Raw genomic sequence first — 19,153 nt, forward strand, 5'->3', positions numbered from 1 at the left:
AGATAACATGATTTTTGCCCTATTCGACGCTAATTTGCATTGCAAAATGGCAGCGTTCTCCCTGCGCTAAAACCTGCAATCCCGGCTGCCCCTGCATGTTGTGGGCATTCACCGGATGCGTTTGCGGCTCCAGGCACAGGAACTCCTCACCCGACATTCTGAACAGCATCAACCACGGAGTTTGCGCTAAAATCGTGACTTTCATCACATCCCGCTGAATAACGGCCCGCCCGCTCCAGCCAGAATATCCGACATTCAGCCAGCTATCCTCACCGTATTGCGCATGCATGAAATCCGCCGCTGAAGGGATATCGCATTGCCATTCCAGCGGCAGATGCTGTTCCCCCTCCGGCCAGTAACCGCTGGCAGTGAACTGCGCCGTGCTGCGCTTATCAAAGGCGAAAAACGGATGGAACCCGCAGCCATAGATCATTGGCTGTTCACCGCAATGAGTGAGCGTCAACGAGGCGTGCAGGCTTGAGGTTTCCAGTTGATAGCAAAGCCGCGCCGTATAGTCGTAGCCGCAGGGGTGCCAACTGCGCAACTGCAGCAAACAGCCGCTTTGGGTAGCGGTAATAATCTGCCAGCGTTGCAGCCAGCCGTCACCGTGCAGGAAGAAAGTGTCGTCTGCGCCATGCTGAGGTAAAACCACCTCTTCACCGCGCAGCATAAAACGATTTCCCGCCACCCGATTCGCGACCGGCAGCATCGGGAACAGGCCGCAATCACCAGGCCGCTGACCATGACCTTCGCGTAAAATGGCCTGTTGATGTTGTAACGAAACCAGGCTTAATAGAGAACCGCCCTGCGGATCGACGCACATCCGCAGATGTGCGTTTTGTAGCGTCAGCAGACCATCCATTAGCGGGCGCTTCGCGGTTGGGTTGATGCACCAACTTTTGTATGCTGCGCCGCCAGCTGTTCTTCCAGCGCTTCCAGCGTCACGCCTTTGGTTTCCGGTACATTACGCAGAACATAGATGAAGCCCATCGCGCAAATCACACCGTACAGCAGGAAGCTTCCCGACGCGCCCAGACTCGCATTGAGCAGCGGGAAGGTATAGGTCAGCAGGAAACAAGCAATCCACAGCGCCAGCGTCCCCAGCGACATTGCCAGCCCGCGCACGCGGTTGGGAAAAATTTCTGATAGCAGCACCCAGGTCACCGGCGCCAGCGTCAGAGCATAAATCGCGATTGCCGCCAGCACCAGAACCAGAACCGGCCAGCCCATAATGCCCAACCCGTACGCCCCGGCAATCAGTACGTAGATAACCGTCAATCCTGACGCGCCGAACAGCATCAATTTACGACGGCCAATTTTGTCCACTAACGGCAGAGCAGCAAGGGTAAAGACCAGATTGATGATCCCTGTCGCCACGATCGATTTTAACGTACCGTTGATGTCGAATCCGGCAGAGGCGAAGATCTCCTGCGCATAGTTGAAAATAACGTTGATCCCACACCACTGCTGGAACACTGCCAGCACCATGCCAATAATCACGATCGGTTTGATCTGCGGTTGTAACAGCGTTGACCACGCGACCTTGTGATTATCTTTTTGCAGCGTATGTTCAATCTCTTTCAGCGTTTGCCCGGCATATTCCGCCGAACCAATGCGCTGCAGCATGGCACGCGCACGATCGGCTTTGCCCGCTTTCACCAGCCAGCGCGGCGATTCAGGTACAAAGAACATCAGCACCAGGAAAATTACCGCAGGCACTAATTCAGCACCAAACATCCAGCGCCAGCCTGTCTGACCGTTCCAGCTTTCAACAATGGCCTGCTGCGTAGCGCCTGTGGCAACAGGTTCGGCAATCATCAGGTTGATAAGCTGCGCCGCCAGTACGCCAATGACGATGGTGAGCTGGTTAACGGCAACAAAGCGACCTCGCTTTTCCGCCGGGCTGACCTCGGCGATATACAGCGGACTTAGCGCAGACGCCAGACCAATCCCCACGCCACCCACAATGCGATAGACAATAAACATATCGAAGTTACTGGCGACGGCAGTTCCCCATGCAGAAGCGCTAAAGAGGATCGCTGAAAGAATCAGCGGCATTTTTCGGCCAAATTTATCGGCGCACCAGCCGGAAATCAGCGCGCCAAAGATACAACCAACCAGCGCGGAACTCATCGCCCAGCCGGATTGCGCCGGATCGGTAATCGAGAAATATGCTTCATAGAAGGGTTTTGCCCCGCCGATCACCACCCAGTCATAGCCAAACAGTAAACCTCCGCAGGCCGCAACCAGGCAGATAGTCCAGACGTAACCAATCTTTAAATGTGTCTGCGCGTTATTCATTATGATTCCTCTTTCAGGGAAACGCAGGGTACAGTAGGTTTCGGGTGAGGTTATCCCCCACCCGTTTCGGGTGTTACTGGAAAAGCCTTACGTTAATGGCGTGACGCAGCAGTAATGCCTTGTCATGTGCCGGATTGAGTTGCAGGAGTTCATCAAGTTCACGCTGACAGGCGGCGCTATTTCCTAGCCCCAGATGCCCGAGCGCATTGATAAACAGGCAGTGTTGCTGGTGTTTTGCTTGTGCTGAGGTATCCAGCACCACCAGGTCGGGTAGCGATACGGCAAAGAAATCGACATCCGGCACGTTGTCGTGATGCGACTCAACCCATTGCAGGAAGCTATTGAACAGAGCGTCCGCCTCTGCATCATCGCCAAGTTTTCTCTGCGCCATACCCTGCCAGAAGAGATAGTCCACTGGCTGGTCGTTGTAGTAACGTCCGGCATCCAGTGAGCTTCCGCCTCGCGTCGCACGGGAGAAGTAGCGCTGAGACTCTTCGAAATGGCCTTGCAGCTGCGCGCAATACCCCAGCAAATACCAGATGTCGTTATCCGTTTGCCCTGGCAAACGGCCTTCCCCGAGGTTTTGCGGATAGTGCAGCGCCTGTTGCAGTTGCGTAATAGCAGTTTGCGGGTCGCCGGACTGCACGGCAGCCAGCGCACGATGTAATTGATTAAGCAGATATTGCCCGGTGGCTTTACCTTCACCGCCTTCCCACGGATGGAACACCCGCTCACGTAATACTGCGGCGGCATCGTCATAGCGCCCCAACCCATTCCACAAGCTGAGCAGTTCCACCGTCAGATCATCACGCTGGAAGACAATCTCTTTGCTGGCTTCCAGCCGCTGCAGACGCTGTTCAGCCGGTTGTGCCATCAGCTTGTTGAGATAGTCGAGTTCAAACAGGAAGCGGGCATTTTGCGGCTCCAGCGCCACGGCTTGCGACAGATACTGTTTCGCCTGCTGCGCATCGTGCAGTTTGTTCCAGGCGTAAATCCCCAGTAAACGATGCGCCGGAGCGAAATCCGCTTCCTGCGCAAGCGTGAACTGCCAGCAGGAAACCGCCTCGGCATAACGCCGTTTGCTGTACCAGAAACAGCCGAGTAAATAGCGGGCAAAAGCGCTTTGCTCAAGAGTTTGCAGCATCTGCACTTCATCCAGCGTATTGGGGAAACGCACGCGGTTTTGCAGACACTCACGAGCACGTTCAATGAAGGGTTGTGGATTATCGCTCAGCGAGGCGCGCCACAGCATCGGCAGCGTTTCCTGGCTGTCGAGCAGTTCCAGCACGCCACGGGCAGCATCCTTTTGCCCCAAAGAGGTCAGCCAGCCTGCCAGTTCACACGCGTTGGTCCCGCGACGCCCGGTAATCGAGATCAGCGCAAGCGCTGTCGCCTCGTCCTGGCAGATAGCCCAGCGCGCATAGTGCAGGGTATAGCTCAGCGGATAATCCACCAGCTGTTGGCGAATGTAGTCCAGCGCTTGCGCATTGCGATCAAGCTTTGCCAGCGCCAGCGCTTTCAGCCCCATGGCCAGGTTATTACTGCCGTTAAAGAGCAGGCTCTGCTCCACCTTTTCCAATGCGCCAGCGTAGTCCTGACGCTTCATCGCCAGACGCGCTAACGACCAGAAAGCCGCATCCCGGCAGTTGCCGCTCCAGCTGGCCTTATAATAATTATCCCACGCGCTGTCATCATCGCCCTGACGTTCCTGTGCGGCGGCCAGCAGCATACTCGCCTCGCCATCACGCGGATTTTTATTGAGCTTATGCGCCCGCTCCAACGCCTTGCCGGCACATTGTGCCGCCAGCGCCCAGTCGGCGCGGTTTAGCGCCAGCGTCCCCAGGGCCACATTATTGCGGTAGTCCAGCGGATCAACGTCCAGCGCGCGGCGATAATAATCTTCGGCATAGCGGCTGGCATGGTTGTACTGCTCCAGATGCTGACCAATAAAATAGAGTTCATCGGTATTAGAAAGCGCTTCTGGCAGCGCTGGCGCGACGGCCGCCGATGGCAGTGGTAACTCTTGCGCGATGTGCTCTTCGTACTGCAAAAGCGTAGTGCCATCGGCGCCAGTGACAGTCATCGTTACCCGCGCATGGTTATCGTCAGACACATCAGCCAGCCAGCTTTGTCCGGGCTCCAGGGTCAGCGTATGCTCATAGAACGGTTGTCCATCGGCAGAAAGCGTAATCTGCACGTCGTGCAGCGGCGCAATCGCATAAACGCCCACAGAAAGCTGGTTACTCTCACGTACCAGACGAAGCGCCAACTGCGTACTGGCGTTTTGCACCATGCCCAGTTCGCTGTAGGGCAGGAAGTTTTGTACGAAGACTTTCTCTTCGTACGGCGCAAGCCAGGTGAAATCCGGCTGGTTGTCGGTAAAGACCCCGGTCATCAGTTCAATATAAGGACCGTTGTCATCGGTAAGGTTACGATCCCAGGCAACGCCAAAGTCGCCATAGCCCCAGGTCCACTGTTTTTTCCCTGGCGAAACGTGGTGGTCAGCCACATGTAGCAGCCCGCCTCGCTCACCGTGATGCCATGCACCAACAAAATCATAATCTGATTTTTCAGCCATGTAGGAGGTCGGTACCGGCACGTTTTTGTAGCGCGAGATATCCACGCCAGCCGAGTAGTCCACTTTATAGTATGTGCCGGTGGCGATAGGAAACGCAGAAACATCACGCTTACCGTGGTCAAATACTGCGGTCACATCCGGCGGAAACACGCTCTGGTGGTCGTCGCCGCCCTTCACCGCTGGATTCGCCCACCATAAAAAATGGCGCGGCGTAGCGTTACCGTTAAACACCTTCCCGGTTATCTCGATCAGGGCGCGATCCGGATACAGCGTAAATCCGGTCATCACCTGTAAACCGCGCATAGGTTCTACCTCACCCATCCATACGGTATATTCGCCGTGTTCACCCTGTTGCTGCGTAAAATCCACCGGCATAAAAGTGGTTGGGCGATGATGCTGCGGCCAGTTAAATTCAATGCCACCAGAGATCCACGGCCCAAGCAAACCAACCAGAGCGGGCTTCACCACTTCGTTGTAGTAGACAAAATCGCGTTGCTGTACTTTGTCATACGCTCGATGAATACGCCCGCCTAACTCCGGCAACAGCATGACGCGAATGAAGTCATTCTCCATCCACACCGCCTGATAGTCGCGCATTTCACGTTTGCCGGTCAGCGTATCAATCACGCCATACGGATACACCGCGCCAGAAGATCCCTGGTAAACCCGCTTTTCCAGAAACATTGGGTTGGCATCTTCTTCACCCGCCGTCCACGTTGGGAGGGTTATCGTTTCTTGCCAGACTTTAACTGAACCGTACATGCCGCTCTCCACTCAATAAGCAAAAGTAAAAATTCAACTTGATGCTATTCTGCGGCAGTTAAGTGGCGCTAAAATGCGCAATGCTCACGCAATATAGTTAAGGGAGTTAAGTGAATGCAGCGTTCGGGGTTCAACAACGCCAGGGTTCGTCAGGCGAATAAGCAGATCTTTTTGTCGCACCTGTGGCGGGAAAAGCAGCTCAGCAAGTCACAACTGGCGCAGCTCACCAGCCTGTCGATCCCGGCGGTCAGCAATATCCTCGAAGAGCTAATGGATGAGGGGAGGATCAGTCATTCGCGAAAAACCTTAAGCCAGCGCGGTTTGAGCAGCGGCAGCTATCATTTGCCAGAAAAAGGCGCATGGACGCTATGTATCAACGTCACCCCTACCAGTATCACCAGCCAACTGGCGGACGCACGGCTGGTTGCCATCGGCGACTGGCGTCATGAGGTCATTAAGCCGGAAACCCCCAAAGCGCTGCTGTCAGCCCTGGCTGCACACTGGCGGGAATACCGTCGACAATTTCCCGAGGTCACGATTAATCTGGCGCTCGGCGTTCACGGCCAGGTTGATCCGATCACCGGCGCATCAAAAACCATGCCCCAGGCCCCGTGGAAAACACCGGTGGAAATAAAATATCTGCTGGAAGAGATGCTTGGCGTACAGGTCCGCCTGGACAATGACTGTGTGATGCTGGCGCTGGCCGAAAAATGGCAAAACCCAGCGGCTAACGGTGATTTTTGCGTGATTAACGTTGATTACGGTATCGGCTCATCGTTTGTGATTAACGACAATATCTGGCGCGGTAGTCTGTATGGCAGCGGCCAGATTGGACACACCATCGTTCATCCCGATGGAATTGCCTGTGACTGCGGTCGCTATGGCTGTCTGGAAACGGTGGCATCATTGAGCGCGTTGAAAAAACAGGCCCGCGTGTGGATGAAATCGCAGCCGACGTCCCTTTACGATCCGGAAACACTCACCACCGACCAGCTTATTACTGCCTGGCAGAACGGTGATGTTCGTATTCAGGCCTGGGCCGAGCATGCCGCCAGCGCCATTGGGCTTAGTTTATATAACTTTCTGAATATACTGAATATTAATCAGATATGGTTGTACGGTCGTAGCTGTGCTTTTGGCGATAGCTGGCTCAATACCTTGGTGCAGCAAACTGGGTTTAACCCGTTTGATCACGGTGATAACCCGCGCGCCAGAGCGACTCAGATAAGCTTCGGCCAGCTCAATCGTGCCCAGCAACTCATGGGAATTGGCTATCTGTATGTCGAGTCACAGCTCAGCGAGTTGTAACCATTACACCGTCAGACTCACGGCCAAACGTTCATGTACCGTGGCGATAAAATCGGTCAGTGCCGGTTTGAACGATCCTTTTTTCCACGCCATCAGCAACGCGATGGTTGGGACATCACCAATAATTGGCCGAAAAACCACCTGTCCGGTATTAAAATTATTCATATAACCGGGTATCAAAGTCACCCCCAACCCCATGCCGACCAGGTTCATGGTCACCAGAATGTTGGTTGCCACTTGCACAATGTTAGGCTGGCTTTTTTGCTGCTGAAACCAGTTTTTGACAATCATCGCTAACGCGCCGGAATAGGCCGGATCGGTGCTGACAAAATTCACGCCGTGTAGTTGTTCTGCGGAGATTGCCTGCTCATCAGCTAACGGATGATTCACCGGTAACACAACTACCAACGGCTCATGAATCAGCTCCAGATAATCGAGATCCGGGCTGTACACCGGGTGGCGCATTAAGCCAACGTCCAGCTCTCCGCTGAGGATCTTCTCTTCCTGCTCGGTGGTGATCAGACTCACCAGTTCAATGTGCGTATCCGGTTGTTTTAAACGAAACAAAGGCAGCACCTTCGGCAACAGATTGACCTCTGCGGAAGGGACAAAGCCAATGGAGAAATGATTATCTTCCTGCACCGTTCTACGGGCACGAACTTTGGCGTTTTCCGCCTGTTCGAGGATCGCCAGCGCATCCTGTAAAAAGCACTCACCGGCCGCCGTCAGCGCAACTTTTCGTTTATCTCGCACCAGCAACGGAACGCCCACGCAGGTTTCAAGATCGCGGATCTGGCTGCTTAATGACGGCTGAGAGGTATGCAGCTTTTCTGCCGCTCGGGTGAAATTCAGCGCCTGCGCCACTGCTACGAAATAGCGTAAGTGCCTCAGTTCCATGCCCTGCTCCTTGTTATCGAAAAAATGTCTCAACTGGTAGAAATTTACTATTTCACAGATTGATAACTAACCAGCAACATCCTTAGGGTACAAAAAAAGAAGGTCAATACATCTTAGCTTTCAGGATTAAAAAATATGACCACACCCTCAAATTTAGACATCTACCAACTGATCGACACGCAAAACGGTCGCGTAACCCCACGAATTTATACCGACCCTGAAATTTACCAACTGGAGCTGGAACGCATCTTCGGACGCTGCTGGCTATTTCTCGCCCACGAAAGCCAAATCCCCAAACCCGGTGATTTTTTTAACACCTACATGGGCGAGGATGCGGTGGTGGTGGTTCGCCAGAAAGACGGCAGCATCAAAGCGTTTCTCAACCAGTGTCGCCACCGTGCGATGCGCGTCAGCTACGCCGACTGCGGCAATACCCGCGCCTTCACCTGCCCGTATCACGGCTGGTCTTACGGTATTAACGGCGAGCTGATCGACGTCCCGCTGGAGCCGCGCGCTTATCCGCAAGGTTTATGCAAATCGCACTGGGGGCTGAACGAAGTGCCTGGCGTAGAGAGCTACAAGGGACTGATTTTCGGTAACTGGGATACCTCCGCGCCTGCGCTTGGCGATTATCTCGGCGACATCGCCTGGTATCTCGACGGCGTACTCGATCGTCGTGAAGGCGGCACCGAAATCGTCGGTGGCGTACAAAAGTGGATCATCGACTGCAACTGGAAATTCCCCGCCGAACAGTTTGCCAGCGACCAGTATCACGCGCTGTTCAGCCATGCCTCTGCGGTGCAGGTGCTGGGAGCGAAAGACGACGGTAGCGATAAGCGCCTCGGCGATGGTCAGACCGCCCGCCCGGTGTGGGAAACCGCCAAAGACGCGCTACAGTTCGGTCAGGACGGGCACGGCAGCGGATTTTTCTTTACTGAGAATCCCGATGCCAACGTCTGGGTCGATGGTGAGGTCTCCAGCTACTACCGCGACACCTACGCGGAAGCCGAACAACGCTTGGGCAAGGTTCGCGCCCTGCGTCTGGCCGGTCACAACAACATTTTCCCAACGCTTTCCTGGCTCAACGGTACCGCCACGCTGCGCGTCTGGCACCCGCGTGGGCCGGACCAGGTTGAGGTGTGGGCGTTCTGTATTACCGATAAAGCCGCCTCTGATGAAGTGAAAGCCGCGTTTGAAAACAGCGCCACGCGGGCTTTTGGCCCCGCCGGGTTCCTGGAGCAGGACGACTCGGAAAACTGGTGTGAAATTCAAAAACTGCTGAAAGGTCATCGCGCACGCAACACGAAATTGTGTCTGGAAATGGGGCTTGGCCAAGAGAAACGTCGTGAAGACGGCATTCCGGGGATCACCAACTACATCTTTTCTGAAACCGCCGCGCGTGGCATGTACCAATGCTGGGCCGATTTGCTCAGCAGCGAAAGCTGGCAGGAAGTGCACGAGAAAACCGCCGCCTACCAGCAGGAGGTGATGAAATGAGCGCTTTAGTTTCTCTTGAACTGCATCATCGCATCAGCCAGTTTCTGTATGAAGAAGCGCGTATGCTCGACGACTGGCAGTTTCGCGACTGGCTGGCGCAGCTGGATGACGACATTCGCTACACCATGCGTACCACGGTGAACGCCCAGACGCGCGACCGTCGCAAAGGCGTGCAGCCACCAACCACCTGGATTTTCAACGACAACAAAGACCAGCTCGAACGTCGTATCGCGCGGCTGGAAACCGGCATGGCCTGGGCGGAAGAACCGCCGTCGCGTACCCGTCATCTGATTAGCAACTTACAAATCAGCGAAACCGGGGTTCCCGACGTCTTTGTCGTGCGCCTCAACTATCTGCTGTATCGCGCGCAAAAAGAGCGCGACGAGACCTTTTACGTCGGCACGCGCGTGGACAAAGTCCGTCGTTTGCCCGGCGATGAGTGGCGCTTACTGGCGCGTGAGATCGTGCTGGATCAAGCGGTGATCACCTCCCATAACCTGAGTGTACTGTTCTGATGAGCCGTGTATTTGCCTGCCCTGTAGGGGCTTTGCCGGAGGGTGAAGCGCTCCGGCTTGATACCTCGCCCGTCATCGCGCTGTTCAATGTTGGCGGCGAGTTCTATGCCATTAACGATCGCTGTAGCCACGGTAACGCCTCGATGTCGGAAGGCTATCTGGAAGAAGACGCTACGGTGGAATGCCCACTGCATGCCGCCAGCTTCTGCCTGAAAACCGGCAAGGCGTTGTGTTTACCCGCCACCGATCCGCTAACCACCTACGCAGTATATGTGGACGGTAGCGATGTGTTTGTTGATATTCCGGAGGACGCCAGATGAGCGATTTACGCGATAACGTGGTCTTTATCACTGGCGGCGGCTCCGGTCTTGGCCTGGCGCTGGTCGAGCGTTTCATCGAAGAAGGTGCGCGGGTCGCCACGCTGGAACTGTCGCCAGCTAAAGTTGCCAGTCTGCGTCAGCGCTTTGGCGAACATGTGCTGGCTGTGGAAGGCAACGTCACCTGCTACGCCGACTATCAGCGCGCGGTGGATCAAATCCTGATGAATTACGGTACGTTGGACTGTTTTATCGGTAATGCGGGCATATGGGATCACAACGCCTCGCTGGTCAATACGCCTGCAGACGCACTGGAGAGCGGCTTTCATGAGCTGTTTAACGTCAACGTGCTGGGTTATCTGCTAGGGGCGAAAGCCTGCGCCCCGGCACTTATCGCCAGCGAAGGCAGCATCATCTTTACCCTGTCCAATGCGTCGTGGTATCCCGGCGGCGGCGGGCCGTTGTATACCGCCTCTAAACATGCAGCTACCGGGCTGATTCGCCAGTTGGCCTACGAGCTGGCGCCAAAGGTACGTGTTAACGGTGTCGGTCCGTGCGGTATGGCAACAGATCTACGCGGCCCGCAGGCGTTGGGACAAAACGATACATCGATTATGCAGTCGCTGACACCAGAAAAAATCGCCGCTATTTTGCCGCTACAGTTCTTCCCTGAACCTGCGGATTTTACCGGCCCGTATGTGATGCTGGCGTCAAAACGCAACAACCGCACATTAAGTGGCGTAATGATCAATGCCGACGCCGGTCTGGGTATTCGCGGTATTCGTCACGTTGCCGCCGGACTGGATCTCTGAGGAGGCGTTATGAACCAAAAAACTATCGCTATCGTCGGCGGCGGTCAGGCTGCTGCTATGGCTGCCGCCGCACTGCGCCAGCAGGGATTTGACGGTGAATTACACCTGTTTTCCGATGAGCAGCATCTGCCCTATGAACGCCCACCGCTCTCCAAAGCGATGCTGCTGGACGACAATCCGCAACTTCAGCCGATACTCCCCGCTGGCTGGTGGCGGGAACACAACGTACAGCTGCATCTGGGTGTTACTGTACAGACGCTCGGCCGCCAAACGCATCAGTTGGTGCTGGCTGATGGGCAGAGTTATCCGTGGGATCGGCTACTGATTGCGACGGGCGCTGCGGCACGCCCCCTTCCGCTGTTGGATAAGCTGGGCGATCGATGCTTTACTCTGCGTCATGCCGCTGATGCCGAGCGCCTGCGCGACACTTTGTTGCCGGGTAAGTCGATTGTCATTGTCGGTGCGGGCACCATTGGTCTGGAACTGGCGGCCAGCGCGACTCAACGAGGCTGTCAGGTGACGGTGGTGGAGCTGGCACCAACGGTCATGGGCCGTAACGCGCCTGCTCCGGTGCGCGACTACCTGCTTGCCCGCCAACAGCAGGCGGGCGTGCGGGTGTTACTCAACAGCGCCATTGAACACGCCGAAGCGGGAGAGTTTCTCTCGCTGACGCTGCAAAACGGCGAGACGCTACTGGCCGATGCAATGGTTTACGGCATCGGTATCGTGGCCAATGATGCGCTGGCCCGCGAAGCGGGGCTGGAGACGGCGAACGGCATTATCGTTGATAGCGCCTGCACCACCTCCGATCCGGACATTTTCGCCGCCGGTGACGTAGCGATAACGCGCAAGCCCGACGGTTCGTTAGTACGCATGGAAAGCTGGGAAAACGCCAATTTTCAGGCACAGATTGCCGCCGCCGCAATGCTAAATCTGCCGTTGCCGGAGAAGACACCTGGCTGGTTCTGGACCGACCAATTTAATGACAACCTACAATTTGTTGGCGATATGCAGGGAGAAAGCTGGTTCATACGCGGCAATTCAGATGCGCATAAAGCAATATGGTTTAACCTGCAGGATGGCGTGATTGTCGGCGCAGTAACGTTGAATCAGGGCCGAGAAATACGTTTATTGAGAAAATGGATTCAGGCAAAGAAAAAGCCACCAATGGCGGCTTTAGTCGATGAAACAATCTTGCTTAAGTCAATATAACTGCCGGATGGCACTTCGTTTATCCGGCCTACATGTGAGTTACCTGTAGGCCGGATAAGGTGTTTACACCGCCATCCAGCAATCAGTATGGCTTACGCGTAAACAGGGAAGCGTGCGCAGATATCCAGAACTTTACCTTTGACGCGCTCGATTACGGCTTCGTCATTGATGTTGTCCAGCACGTCACACATCCAGCCAGCCAGCTCTTTCGCTTCCGCTTCTTTGAAGCCACGGCGAGTGATTGCCGGAGAACCGATACGGATACCGGAAGTCACAAACGGGCTCTTCGGATCGTTCGGTACGCTGTTTTTGTTAACGGTGATGTTAGCGCGGCCCAGTGCGGCGTCAGCTTCTTTACCGGTCAGGTTTTTATCAACCAGATCCAGCAGGAACAGGTGGTTTTCAGTCCCGCCAGAAACCACTTTGTATCCACGGTTCAGGAACACTTCCACCATCGCTTTGGCGTTTTTAGCAACCTGCTGCTGGTAAACCTTGAACTCAGGCTCCATCGCTTCTTTCAGTGCCACGGCTTTCGCTGCGATCACGTGCATCAGCGGGCCGCCCTGCGCGCTTGGGAACACAGCAGAGTTCAGTTTTTTGTACAGCTCTTCGTCACCGCCTTTCGCCAGGATCAGGCCACCGCGTGGACCCGCCAGGGTTTTGTGGGTGGTGGTGGTCACAACGTGTGCGTGTGGAACCGGGTTCGGATAAACACCTGCGGCAATCAGCCCCGCAACGTGCGCCATATCGACGAACAGGTATGCGCCGATGCTGTCGGCGATTTCGCGCATTTTTGCCCAATCAACAACGCCGGAGTAAGCAGAGAAGCCACCGATGATCATCTTCGGTTTGTGCTCTTTGGCCTGCTTCGCCATGTCTTCGTAGTCAATTTTGCCGGACTCATCAATACCGTAAGGGATGATGTTGTACAGTTTGCCGGAGAAGTTAACCGGGGAGCCGTGAGTCAGGTGGCCGCCTTGTGCCAGGTTCATACCCAGAACGGTATCGCCCGGTTGCAGCAGAGCGGTGTAAACAGCGAAGTTAGCCTGAGAACCAGAGTGCGGCTGTACGTTAGCGTAGTCAGCGCCAAACAGCTCTTTTGCACGATCGATAGCCAGTTGCTCAACGATATCAACGTACTCGCAACCGCCGTAGTAGCGTTTGCCCGGATAACCTTCAGCATATTTGTTGGTCAGCTGAGAACCCTGCGCCTGCATAACACGCGGGCTGGTGTAGTTTTCGGAGGCGATCAGTTCGATGTGCTCTTCCTGACGTACTTTTTCCTGCTCCATAGCCTGCCACAGTTCGGCATCATAATCGGCAATGTTCATTTCACGCTTTAACATCCGCATCTCCTGACTCAGCTAACAATAGAATTTCGGCCTAAAAAGGCAGTCCCGTTGGACGACGGCCAACAGTATAACCGAATCATTCTTCGATAACAGGTCTTGACAAAGGATTTTACGCAAACGATTACCTTCACGGCACGCAAGGCTTTGGAGAACAAAGGTCTGCTGAATTTCAACGGATTTCTTTTCAGGTTTGTGATGCAGATTTTTCACGATGTAACCTTTACAACGCAAAGTTACAAAGAACCATTTACAATGCAGGGGTATTTTTTATAAGATGTATTTGACATACATCATTAAAGTCTCAGATAAAGGAAGACCGTATGCTTGACGCACAAACCATCGCTACAGTGAAAGCCACCATTCCCCTGCTGGTTGAAACAGGTCCGAAGCTGACCGCACATTTCTATGATCGCATGTTTACGCATAACCCAGAGCTGAAAGAAATTTTCAACATGAGTAACCAGCGTAATGGCGATCAGCGCGAGGCGCTGTTTAACGCGATTGCCGCGTATGCCAGCAATATCGAAAACCTGGCGGCGCTGTTGCCAGCGGTTGAGAAAATCGCGCAAAAGCATACCAGTTTCCAGATTAAACCAGAGCAGTACAACATCGTGGGTGGTCATTTGCTGGCAACGCTGGACGAAATGTTCAGCCCAGGCCAGGAAGTTTTGGATGCGTGGGGTAAAGCGTATGGCGTACTGGCGAACGTTTTCATCAACCGTGAAGCGCAAATCTATAGCGAAAATGCCAATAAAAATGGCGGCTGGGAAGGTACCCGTCCTTTCCGCATCGTGGCAAAAACCCCACGCAGTGCACTGATCACCAGCTTTGAGTTTGAACCTGTCGATGGTGGCGCAGTAGCTGAATATCATCCGGGACAATACCTGGGCGTCTGGCTGAAGCCGGAAGGTTTCCCGCATCAGGAAATTCGTCAGTACTCACTGACCCGTAAACCTGATGGCAAAGGCTATCGTATTGCCGTTAAGCGTGAAGACGGTGGTCAGGTTTCCACCTGGCTGCACAACTATGCGAATGTTGGCGACGTTGTTCACCTGGCCGCACCTGCGGGCGATTTCTTTATGGACGTCGCGACCGACACCCCGGTATCTCTGATCTCCGCAGGCGTGGGACAAACCCCAATGCTGGCGATGCTGGACACGTTGGCGAAAGCGAAGCATACGGCGCAGGTTAACTGGTTCCACGCGGCAGAAAATGGCGATGTACATGCCTTCGCTGATGAAGTAAATGAACTCGGCAAAACGCTGCCACGCTTTAGTGCGCACACCTGGTATCGTGAGCCAACCGAAGCCGATCGCGCGAAAGGTGCGTTTGATAGCGTAGGTCTGATGGATTTGAACAAGCTGGAAAGCGCAATCAGCGATCCGGCGATGCAGTTTTATCTGTGCGGTCCGGTTGGTTTCATGCAGTTCGCCGCGAAGCAGCTGGTCGGCCTGGGCGTGAAAAACGAGAACATTCATTACGAATGCTTCGGTCCGCATAAAGTCTTGTAATGTATTACGCGAGTAGGCCGGATAAGGCGTTTACGCCGCCATCCGGCAATCACTCGGCCTGATGCGCTACGCTTGTCAGGCCGACAAATTAACGGCGCGGCTTAGATTGCCGCGTCGTCTTCTTCACCGGTACGAATACGAATAACGCGAGCCACGTCGAAGACAAAAATCTTACCGTCGCCGATCTTGCCGGTCTGGGCAGTACGGATAATGGTGTCGACGCAGGTATCGACGATGTCGTCGGTAACCACAATTTCAATTTTTACCTTCGGCAGAAAATCCACCATATATTCCGCGCCACGGTACAGCTCGGTATGGCCTTTCTGACGGCCAAAGCCTTTCACTTCCGTTACCGTCATCCCGGTGATACCGACTTCTGCCAGCGCTTCGCGGACGTCGTCCAGCTTGAAGGGTTTAATAATCGCATCAATCTTTTTCATGCTATTCCTTGAAAAGGTCGCCTGTCTTTTGATCGAATAAAGCTAACATAATCCGCAGATTTATTCTTTGAAATCGTTTGCATCCAGCTCGTGTCGAGAAAGCAACTTATAGAATTCGGTGCGGTTGCGCCCCGCCATTCTTGCCGCGTGAGTCACATTGCCCTTGGTGATTTGCAGCAGCTTACGCAGATAGTTAAGCTCAAACTGGTTACGCGCCTCAACAAATGTCGGCAGCGCGGTGTTTTCCCCTTCCAGCGCCTGCTCCACCAGCGCGTCGCTGATCACCGGCGAAGAGGTCAACGCCACGCACTGCTCAATTACGTTGACCAGTTGACGCACGTTGCCCGGCCAGCTGGCGGTCATTAACCGCTTCATGGCATCGGTTGAAAAGGCGCGTACGAACGGTTTGTGCCGTTCAGCAGACTGGCGCAGCAGATGGTTCGCCAGCAGCGGAATATCTTCCGTACGCTCGGCCAGCGCAGGGATCTTCAGGCTCACCACGTTGAGGCGATAGTACAAATCCTCGCGAAATTCGCCCCGAGCCATCGCTTTGGGTAAATCGCGGTGGGTCGCAGAAACGATCCGCACATCAATGTCGATATCGCGGTTACTGCCCAACGGTCTGACTTTTCGTTCCTGCAATACGCGCAGCAGTTTCACCTGTAACGGCGCAGGCATATCGCCAATCTCATCGAGAAAAAGCGTGCCGCCTTCCGCGGCCTGAAACAGCCCTTCACGATTACTCACCGCGCCGGTAAAAGCGCCACGCGCATGACCAAACAGTTCCGACTCCAGCAGTTGTTCCGGCAGCGCGCCACAGTTAATGGCAATAAAGGGCTTGTGGTTGCGCGGGCTGGCGTTGTGAATAGCCTGGGCGAAAACTTCTTTCCCGGTTCCGCTTTGGCCGTTGATCAAGACACTAACATCCGATTGCGCCACCATTCGCGCCTGTTCCAGCAGACGTAGCATCAGCGGGCTGCGGGTGACTATGGACTCACGCCAACTGTCATCAGTAGCAGGCGCAGACTGTTCCAGCGCCCCGTCAATCGCGTGATATAACGCGTCCTTATCGACAGGCTTAGTGAGAAAACTGAACACTCCTTGCTGGGTCGCCGCAACGGCATCCGGGATGGAGCCGTGAGCGGTCAGGATAATCACCGGCATGCCCGGCTGCACTTTCTGGATTTCAGTAAACAGCTGCATGCCGTCCATTTCATCCATGCGCAGATCGCTGATAACCAGATCCACTTTTTCACGGTTCAGTACCCGTAACCCTTCCTGCCCACTTTCCGCGGTCACGACGCTGTAGCCTTCGCTGGTTAGTCGCATTCCAAGTAATTTCAACAGGCCCGGATCGTCATCCACCAACAGCAGATGCGCGGGCTTACGGCTTATCATGGCGTGACCTCATCGGCAGACGGCGCTGCGCCTTCTTCGTTATCAGGCGTAGTGAGTTTATCGTTCCCGTGCGGCGCATCAGGATTGTAGTTACCGGCGGGTTTGCGCGTTGAAAGCTGGCGCTCAATATCGGTCAGATTCTCCAGCTTGCGGGTCGTGAGATCGAGCTGGGACTGCAAATGCTGTTGCTGTTGCCGCAGCGTATCGAGATCGCTGTCTGACGACTGCTGGAGCTTACTGTAGCGCAGGCGCTCTTCGGCAAGCTGTAACTGCAACATTTGATTACGGAACCAGGCCTGATAAAGCGGTCGAACCTGACTCGGAATTTGTGGGCTTAACGCGTCGAGACGCGTAACTGCCTCTCGCCGTTCAGGCGGGGTAATGCGGGCGTTATCAAGCAGGATCCCGCGTTTGAAAGCGCCCTGCCAGGTATCCGTGAGCTGAGCACTGGCTTCACTGCGCGCCTGTACCGGCATCATGCGATCGGCACAGTCCATCGCCCGCAGCCAGTACAACGGGTTGGTTTCTGTGGACTGGCCAGATAGCGACCAGATATCCGTACAGTCGGTTGCAAGGTAGTCCGCCAGTTGATTAGGCGGAATTTTCTCCTGCGAAGGATCGCCGATAATATGATTCACCGCGTTCGGGACGCAACCAACCAGTGCCAGGCACGGCAGGCTTGCAAGGATGACGCGATGAAGAAAATGTCGTTTAAGCATTCGGGCAACAACGTATGGCATACTCACCAGACTTAGGTTTATTTTAGTGATTTTTCGCAGCAGCTAGCGGCAGTTCTATGCGAAAACAAACGTTTTGCGCATGGTCATCAACCAGATACAGTTTGCCCCGCATACGGCGAATGCAATCTCTGGCAATGCTTAGCCCCAACCCGCTTCCTTTTACCGCCCCTTTTCGCTGATGGCTACCCTGGAAAAAAGGCTCGAAGATCATGGTCTGTTCTGCTTCTGGGATCGGTGTGCCGGTATTCATTACATCGATGTATACCATTGATCCATGCAAACTGCTGCGGATCCAAATGTTACCGGATTCAGCGCCGTAGTGCACCGCATTGGAATAAAGATTGTCCAGCACGCTCATCAACAGCATCGGTTCTGCCAGGCAGCCGTTCACCGCAAGCGCAACATCAGTATGTATCATTTTGGCGCGAGCGGGCAGGCTATGCGCAGAAACAACGCTTTCCACCAGCGGCGCGATTTCCACACTTTCAAGCTCAGCCTCGTCATCCGCCAGCTTGCGGTTGTAATCGAGAAGCTGCTCAATCAGTTTTTGCAAGTTGCGGCTGCTGTCATCGAGGATGCCGACCACCTCTTTTTGCTCCGGTGTTAACGGGCCCACTACCTGATCGGCCAGCAATTCAGTACCTTCACGCATACTCGCCAGCGGTGTTTTCAGCTCATGAGAAAGATGGCGTAAAAACTGATGCCGCTGCGACTCAAGCCAGGAGAGGCGTTCGCTTAACCAAATAATACGCTGCCCCACGGATCGCAGCTCACGGGGCCCAGTTAATAATACGCTATCGCCCAGCGAGCGCCCTTCTCCCAGACGATTGATCATCCGTTCGATGCCCTTCACCGGACCGATAATCATACGGGTAAACAACAGCACCATCGCCAGGCTAAGGAGAAACAGCACCAGTGCCTGCCAGCCAAAAAACTGCCCGCGTTCGGCTATTTCCTGCTGTAACTGCTGGCCACGAGAAAAGACGACGGTACGCGTCGCTTGCACCATCTCGGTATTGGCATTGGCGAACGCTTCCAGCCGTGCAGCCGACACACTGTCAGGACCGCTGTTTTTACACTGCAACTGCGCGAGATCGTTAAGATCCTGACGCAACGCCTGGTAGAGCTTGGTATCTGGCAACACCCCCGCATGCGCATCCAGCATATCACTGTAGCGTTTACGCTGATTTTGGTAGACCTTGGCCAACGTTGAGTCATCAAGCACACAGTATTGCCGATAGCTGCGCTCCATCTCCAGCGCAGCATTGGTCATCGCTTCACTGCGTCTGGCGTCAATCAGCGTGGTGCGGTTCGTCAGCGCAGCTTGCGCGCTCAGGGCATTCAGACTTTGCCACGCCTGCCAGGCCAAAACTAACAACGGCAACAGGATCAGCAAAAATGCCAACATCACCAATTGACGTAAAGATCGGGGGAAAACTGACCAGCGCTTCAAGGCGTTACTCTCAATGGACAGGAATAGGTTGATGCTAACTGAGGGGAACGCCAGATACAA

The 19,153-nt window shown here is 54.6% G+C and carries 16 protein-coding genes; 7 read left to right on the forward strand and 9 right to left on the reverse strand.

Going from position 1 to position 19,153, the window contains the following annotated elements; translation table 11 throughout:
- Window positions 1-19: 19 nt before the first annotated feature.
- The 3 genes from OGV74_RS16120 to OGV74_RS16130 form a co-directional block, all read right to left on the reverse strand.
- Complete coding sequence (locus tag OGV74_RS16120) at window positions 20-862, reverse strand: aldose 1-epimerase (RefSeq protein ID WP_003037649.1); 843 nt, start codon at window positions 860-862, stop codon at window positions 20-22.
- Entirely contained in the window at window positions 862-2,301 is a 1,440-nt protein-coding gene (locus tag OGV74_RS16125; protein WP_003838420.1) for a sugar porter family MFS transporter, read from the reverse strand. Before OGV74_RS16125 ends, OGV74_RS16120 begins: the two co-directional genes overlap by 1 nt.
- A gap of 73 nt (window positions 2,302-2,374) precedes the next feature.
- On the reverse strand, window positions 2,375-5,641 hold the full coding sequence (locus tag OGV74_RS16130) for a DUF5107 domain-containing protein (protein ID WP_286521096.1): 3,267 nt from the start codon (window positions 5,639-5,641) through the stop codon (window positions 2,375-2,377).
- Between the two features lie 114 nt (window positions 5,642-5,755).
- On the opposite strand from OGV74_RS16130, the gene OGV74_RS16135 reads away from it, so the two are divergent.
- On the forward strand, window positions 5,756-6,949 hold the full coding sequence (locus tag OGV74_RS16135; protein ID WP_003037640.1) for an ROK family transcriptional regulator: 1,194 nt from the start codon (window positions 5,756-5,758) through the stop codon (window positions 6,947-6,949).
- Between the two features lie 3 nt (window positions 6,950-6,952).
- Here the strand turns inward: OGV74_RS16135 and hcaR are convergent, their stop codons facing one another.
- A complete protein-coding gene (hcaR, locus tag OGV74_RS16140) occupies window positions 6,953-7,846 on the reverse strand; it encodes a DNA-binding transcriptional regulator HcaR (RefSeq protein WP_086504421.1) in 894 nt (297 codons plus the stop codon).
- 135 nt (window positions 7,847-7,981) lie between these two features.
- Between hcaR and hcaE the strand changes: the two genes are divergently transcribed.
- Genes hcaE through hcaD form a run of 5 tightly spaced genes read left to right on the forward strand, consistent with a single transcriptional unit; the run spans window position 7,982 to window position 12,199 of the window.
- Window positions 7,982-9,343 carry a 3-phenylpropionate/cinnamic acid dioxygenase subunit alpha gene (gene hcaE, locus OGV74_RS16145; RefSeq protein ID WP_086504422.1) on the forward strand — a complete coding sequence of 454 codons (1,362 nt, stop codon included), beginning with the start codon at window positions 7,982-7,984 and terminating at the stop codon, window positions 9,341-9,343.
- On the forward strand, window positions 9,340-9,858 hold the full coding sequence (gene hcaF, locus OGV74_RS16150; RefSeq protein ID WP_086504423.1) for a 3-phenylpropionate/cinnamic acid dioxygenase subunit beta: 519 nt from the start codon (window positions 9,340-9,342) through the stop codon (window positions 9,856-9,858). Before hcaE ends, hcaF begins: the two co-directional genes overlap by 4 nt.
- Window positions 9,858-10,178 (forward strand): 3-phenylpropionate/cinnamic acid dioxygenase ferredoxin subunit, encoded by a 321-nt coding sequence (gene hcaC, locus OGV74_RS16155; RefSeq protein ID WP_086504424.1) that lies wholly within the window; start codon window positions 9,858-9,860, stop codon window positions 10,176-10,178. The genes hcaF and hcaC overlap by 1 nt, the downstream gene beginning before the upstream one ends.
- Window positions 10,175-10,987, forward strand: coding sequence for a 3-phenylpropionate-dihydrodiol/cinnamic acid-dihydrodiol dehydrogenase (gene hcaB / locus OGV74_RS16160; protein WP_016150771.1), 813 nt, complete (start codon window positions 10,175-10,177; stop codon window positions 10,985-10,987). The genes hcaC and hcaB overlap by 4 nt, the downstream gene beginning before the upstream one ends.
- 9 nt (window positions 10,988-10,996) lie before the next feature.
- Window positions 10,997-12,199 carry a phenylpropionate dioxygenase ferredoxin reductase subunit gene (gene hcaD, locus OGV74_RS16165; protein ID WP_086504425.1) on the forward strand — a complete coding sequence of 401 codons (1,203 nt, stop codon included), beginning with the start codon at window positions 10,997-10,999 and terminating at the stop codon, window positions 12,197-12,199.
- A 92-nt stretch (window positions 12,200-12,291) separates the two neighbouring features.
- On the opposite strand, the gene glyA is transcribed toward hcaD, so the two are convergent.
- Window positions 12,292-13,545 carry a serine hydroxymethyltransferase gene (gene glyA / locus OGV74_RS16170; protein ID WP_003037627.1) on the reverse strand — a complete coding sequence of 418 codons (1,254 nt, stop codon included), beginning with the start codon at window positions 13,543-13,545 and terminating at the stop codon, window positions 12,292-12,294.
- Between the two features lie 326 nt (window positions 13,546-13,871).
- On the opposite strand from glyA, the gene hmpA reads away from it, so the two are divergent.
- Window positions 13,872-15,062 (forward strand): NO-inducible flavohemoprotein, encoded by a 1,191-nt coding sequence (gene hmpA, locus OGV74_RS16175; protein WP_049002473.1) that lies wholly within the window; start codon window positions 13,872-13,874, stop codon window positions 15,060-15,062.
- A gap of 101 nt (window positions 15,063-15,163) precedes the next feature.
- On the opposite strand, the gene glnB is transcribed toward hmpA, so the two are convergent.
- Genes glnB through qseE form a run of 4 tightly spaced genes read right to left on the reverse strand, consistent with a single transcriptional unit; the run spans window position 15,164 to window position 19,093 of the window.
- Entirely contained in the window at window positions 15,164-15,502 is a 339-nt protein-coding gene (gene glnB, locus OGV74_RS16180) for a nitrogen regulatory protein P-II (RefSeq protein WP_002914032.1), read from the reverse strand.
- 60 nt (window positions 15,503-15,562) lie between these two features.
- Window positions 15,563-16,897 carry a two-component system response regulator GlrR gene (gene glrR, locus OGV74_RS16185; protein WP_305764162.1) on the reverse strand — a complete coding sequence of 445 codons (1,335 nt, stop codon included), beginning with the start codon at window positions 16,895-16,897 and terminating at the stop codon, window positions 15,563-15,565.
- Window positions 16,897-17,640 carry a two-component system QseEF-associated lipoprotein QseG gene (gene qseG / locus OGV74_RS16190; RefSeq protein WP_044714650.1) on the reverse strand — a complete coding sequence of 248 codons (744 nt, stop codon included), beginning with the start codon at window positions 17,638-17,640 and terminating at the stop codon, window positions 16,897-16,899. Before qseG ends, glrR begins: the two co-directional genes overlap by 1 nt.
- 22 nt (window positions 17,641-17,662) lie before the next feature.
- Entirely contained in the window at window positions 17,663-19,093 is a 1,431-nt protein-coding gene (gene qseE, locus OGV74_RS16195; RefSeq protein WP_199880212.1) for a two component system sensor histidine kinase QseE/GlrK, read from the reverse strand.
- Between the last annotated feature and the right edge of the window lie 60 nt (window positions 19,094-19,153).

Origin of the sequence: Citrobacter sp. Cf116 (assembly GCF_030336505.1) — a bacterium.
GTDB lineage: Bacteria > Pseudomonadota > Gammaproteobacteria > Enterobacterales > Enterobacteriaceae > Citrobacter > Citrobacter freundii.

What these genes read in the sequence shown, in the direction of transcription:
- OGV74_RS16120 (WP_003037649.1), bottom strand. Translation starts at nt 862, where the DNA reads ATGGATGGTCTGCTGACGCTACAAAACGCACATCTGCGGATGTGCGTC.
- OGV74_RS16125 (WP_003838420.1), bottom strand. Translation starts at nt 2,301, where the DNA reads ATGAATAACGCGCAGACACATTTAAAGATTGGTTACGTCTGGACTATC.
- OGV74_RS16130 (WP_286521096.1), bottom strand. Translation starts at nt 5,641, where the DNA reads ATGTACGGTTCAGTTAAAGTCTGGCAAGAAACGATAACCCTCCCAACG.
- OGV74_RS16135 (WP_003037640.1), top strand. Translation starts at nt 5,756, where the DNA reads ATGCAGCGTTCGGGGTTCAACAACGCCAGGGTTCGTCAGGCGAATAAG.
- hcaR (WP_086504421.1), bottom strand. Translation starts at nt 7,846, where the DNA reads ATGGAACTGAGGCACTTACGCTATTTCGTAGCAGTGGCGCAGGCGCTG.
- hcaE (WP_086504422.1), top strand. Translation starts at nt 7,982, where the DNA reads ATGACCACACCCTCAAATTTAGACATCTACCAACTGATCGACACGCAA.
- hcaF (WP_086504423.1), top strand. Translation starts at nt 9,340, where the DNA reads ATGAGCGCTTTAGTTTCTCTTGAACTGCATCATCGCATCAGCCAGTTT.
- hcaC (WP_086504424.1), top strand. Translation starts at nt 9,858, where the DNA reads ATGAGCCGTGTATTTGCCTGCCCTGTAGGGGCTTTGCCGGAGGGTGAA.
- hcaB (WP_016150771.1), top strand. Translation starts at nt 10,175, where the DNA reads ATGAGCGATTTACGCGATAACGTGGTCTTTATCACTGGCGGCGGCTCC.
- hcaD (WP_086504425.1), top strand. Translation starts at nt 10,997, where the DNA reads ATGAACCAAAAAACTATCGCTATCGTCGGCGGCGGTCAGGCTGCTGCT.
- glyA (WP_003037627.1), bottom strand. Translation starts at nt 13,545, where the DNA reads ATGTTAAAGCGTGAAATGAACATTGCCGATTATGATGCCGAACTGTGG.
- hmpA (WP_049002473.1), top strand. Translation starts at nt 13,872, where the DNA reads ATGCTTGACGCACAAACCATCGCTACAGTGAAAGCCACCATTCCCCTG.
- glnB (WP_002914032.1), bottom strand. Translation starts at nt 15,502, where the DNA reads ATGAAAAAGATTGATGCGATTATTAAACCCTTCAAGCTGGACGACGTC.
- qseG (WP_044714650.1), bottom strand. Translation starts at nt 17,640, where the DNA reads ATGCCATACGTTGTTGCCCGAATGCTTAAACGACATTTTCTTCATCGC.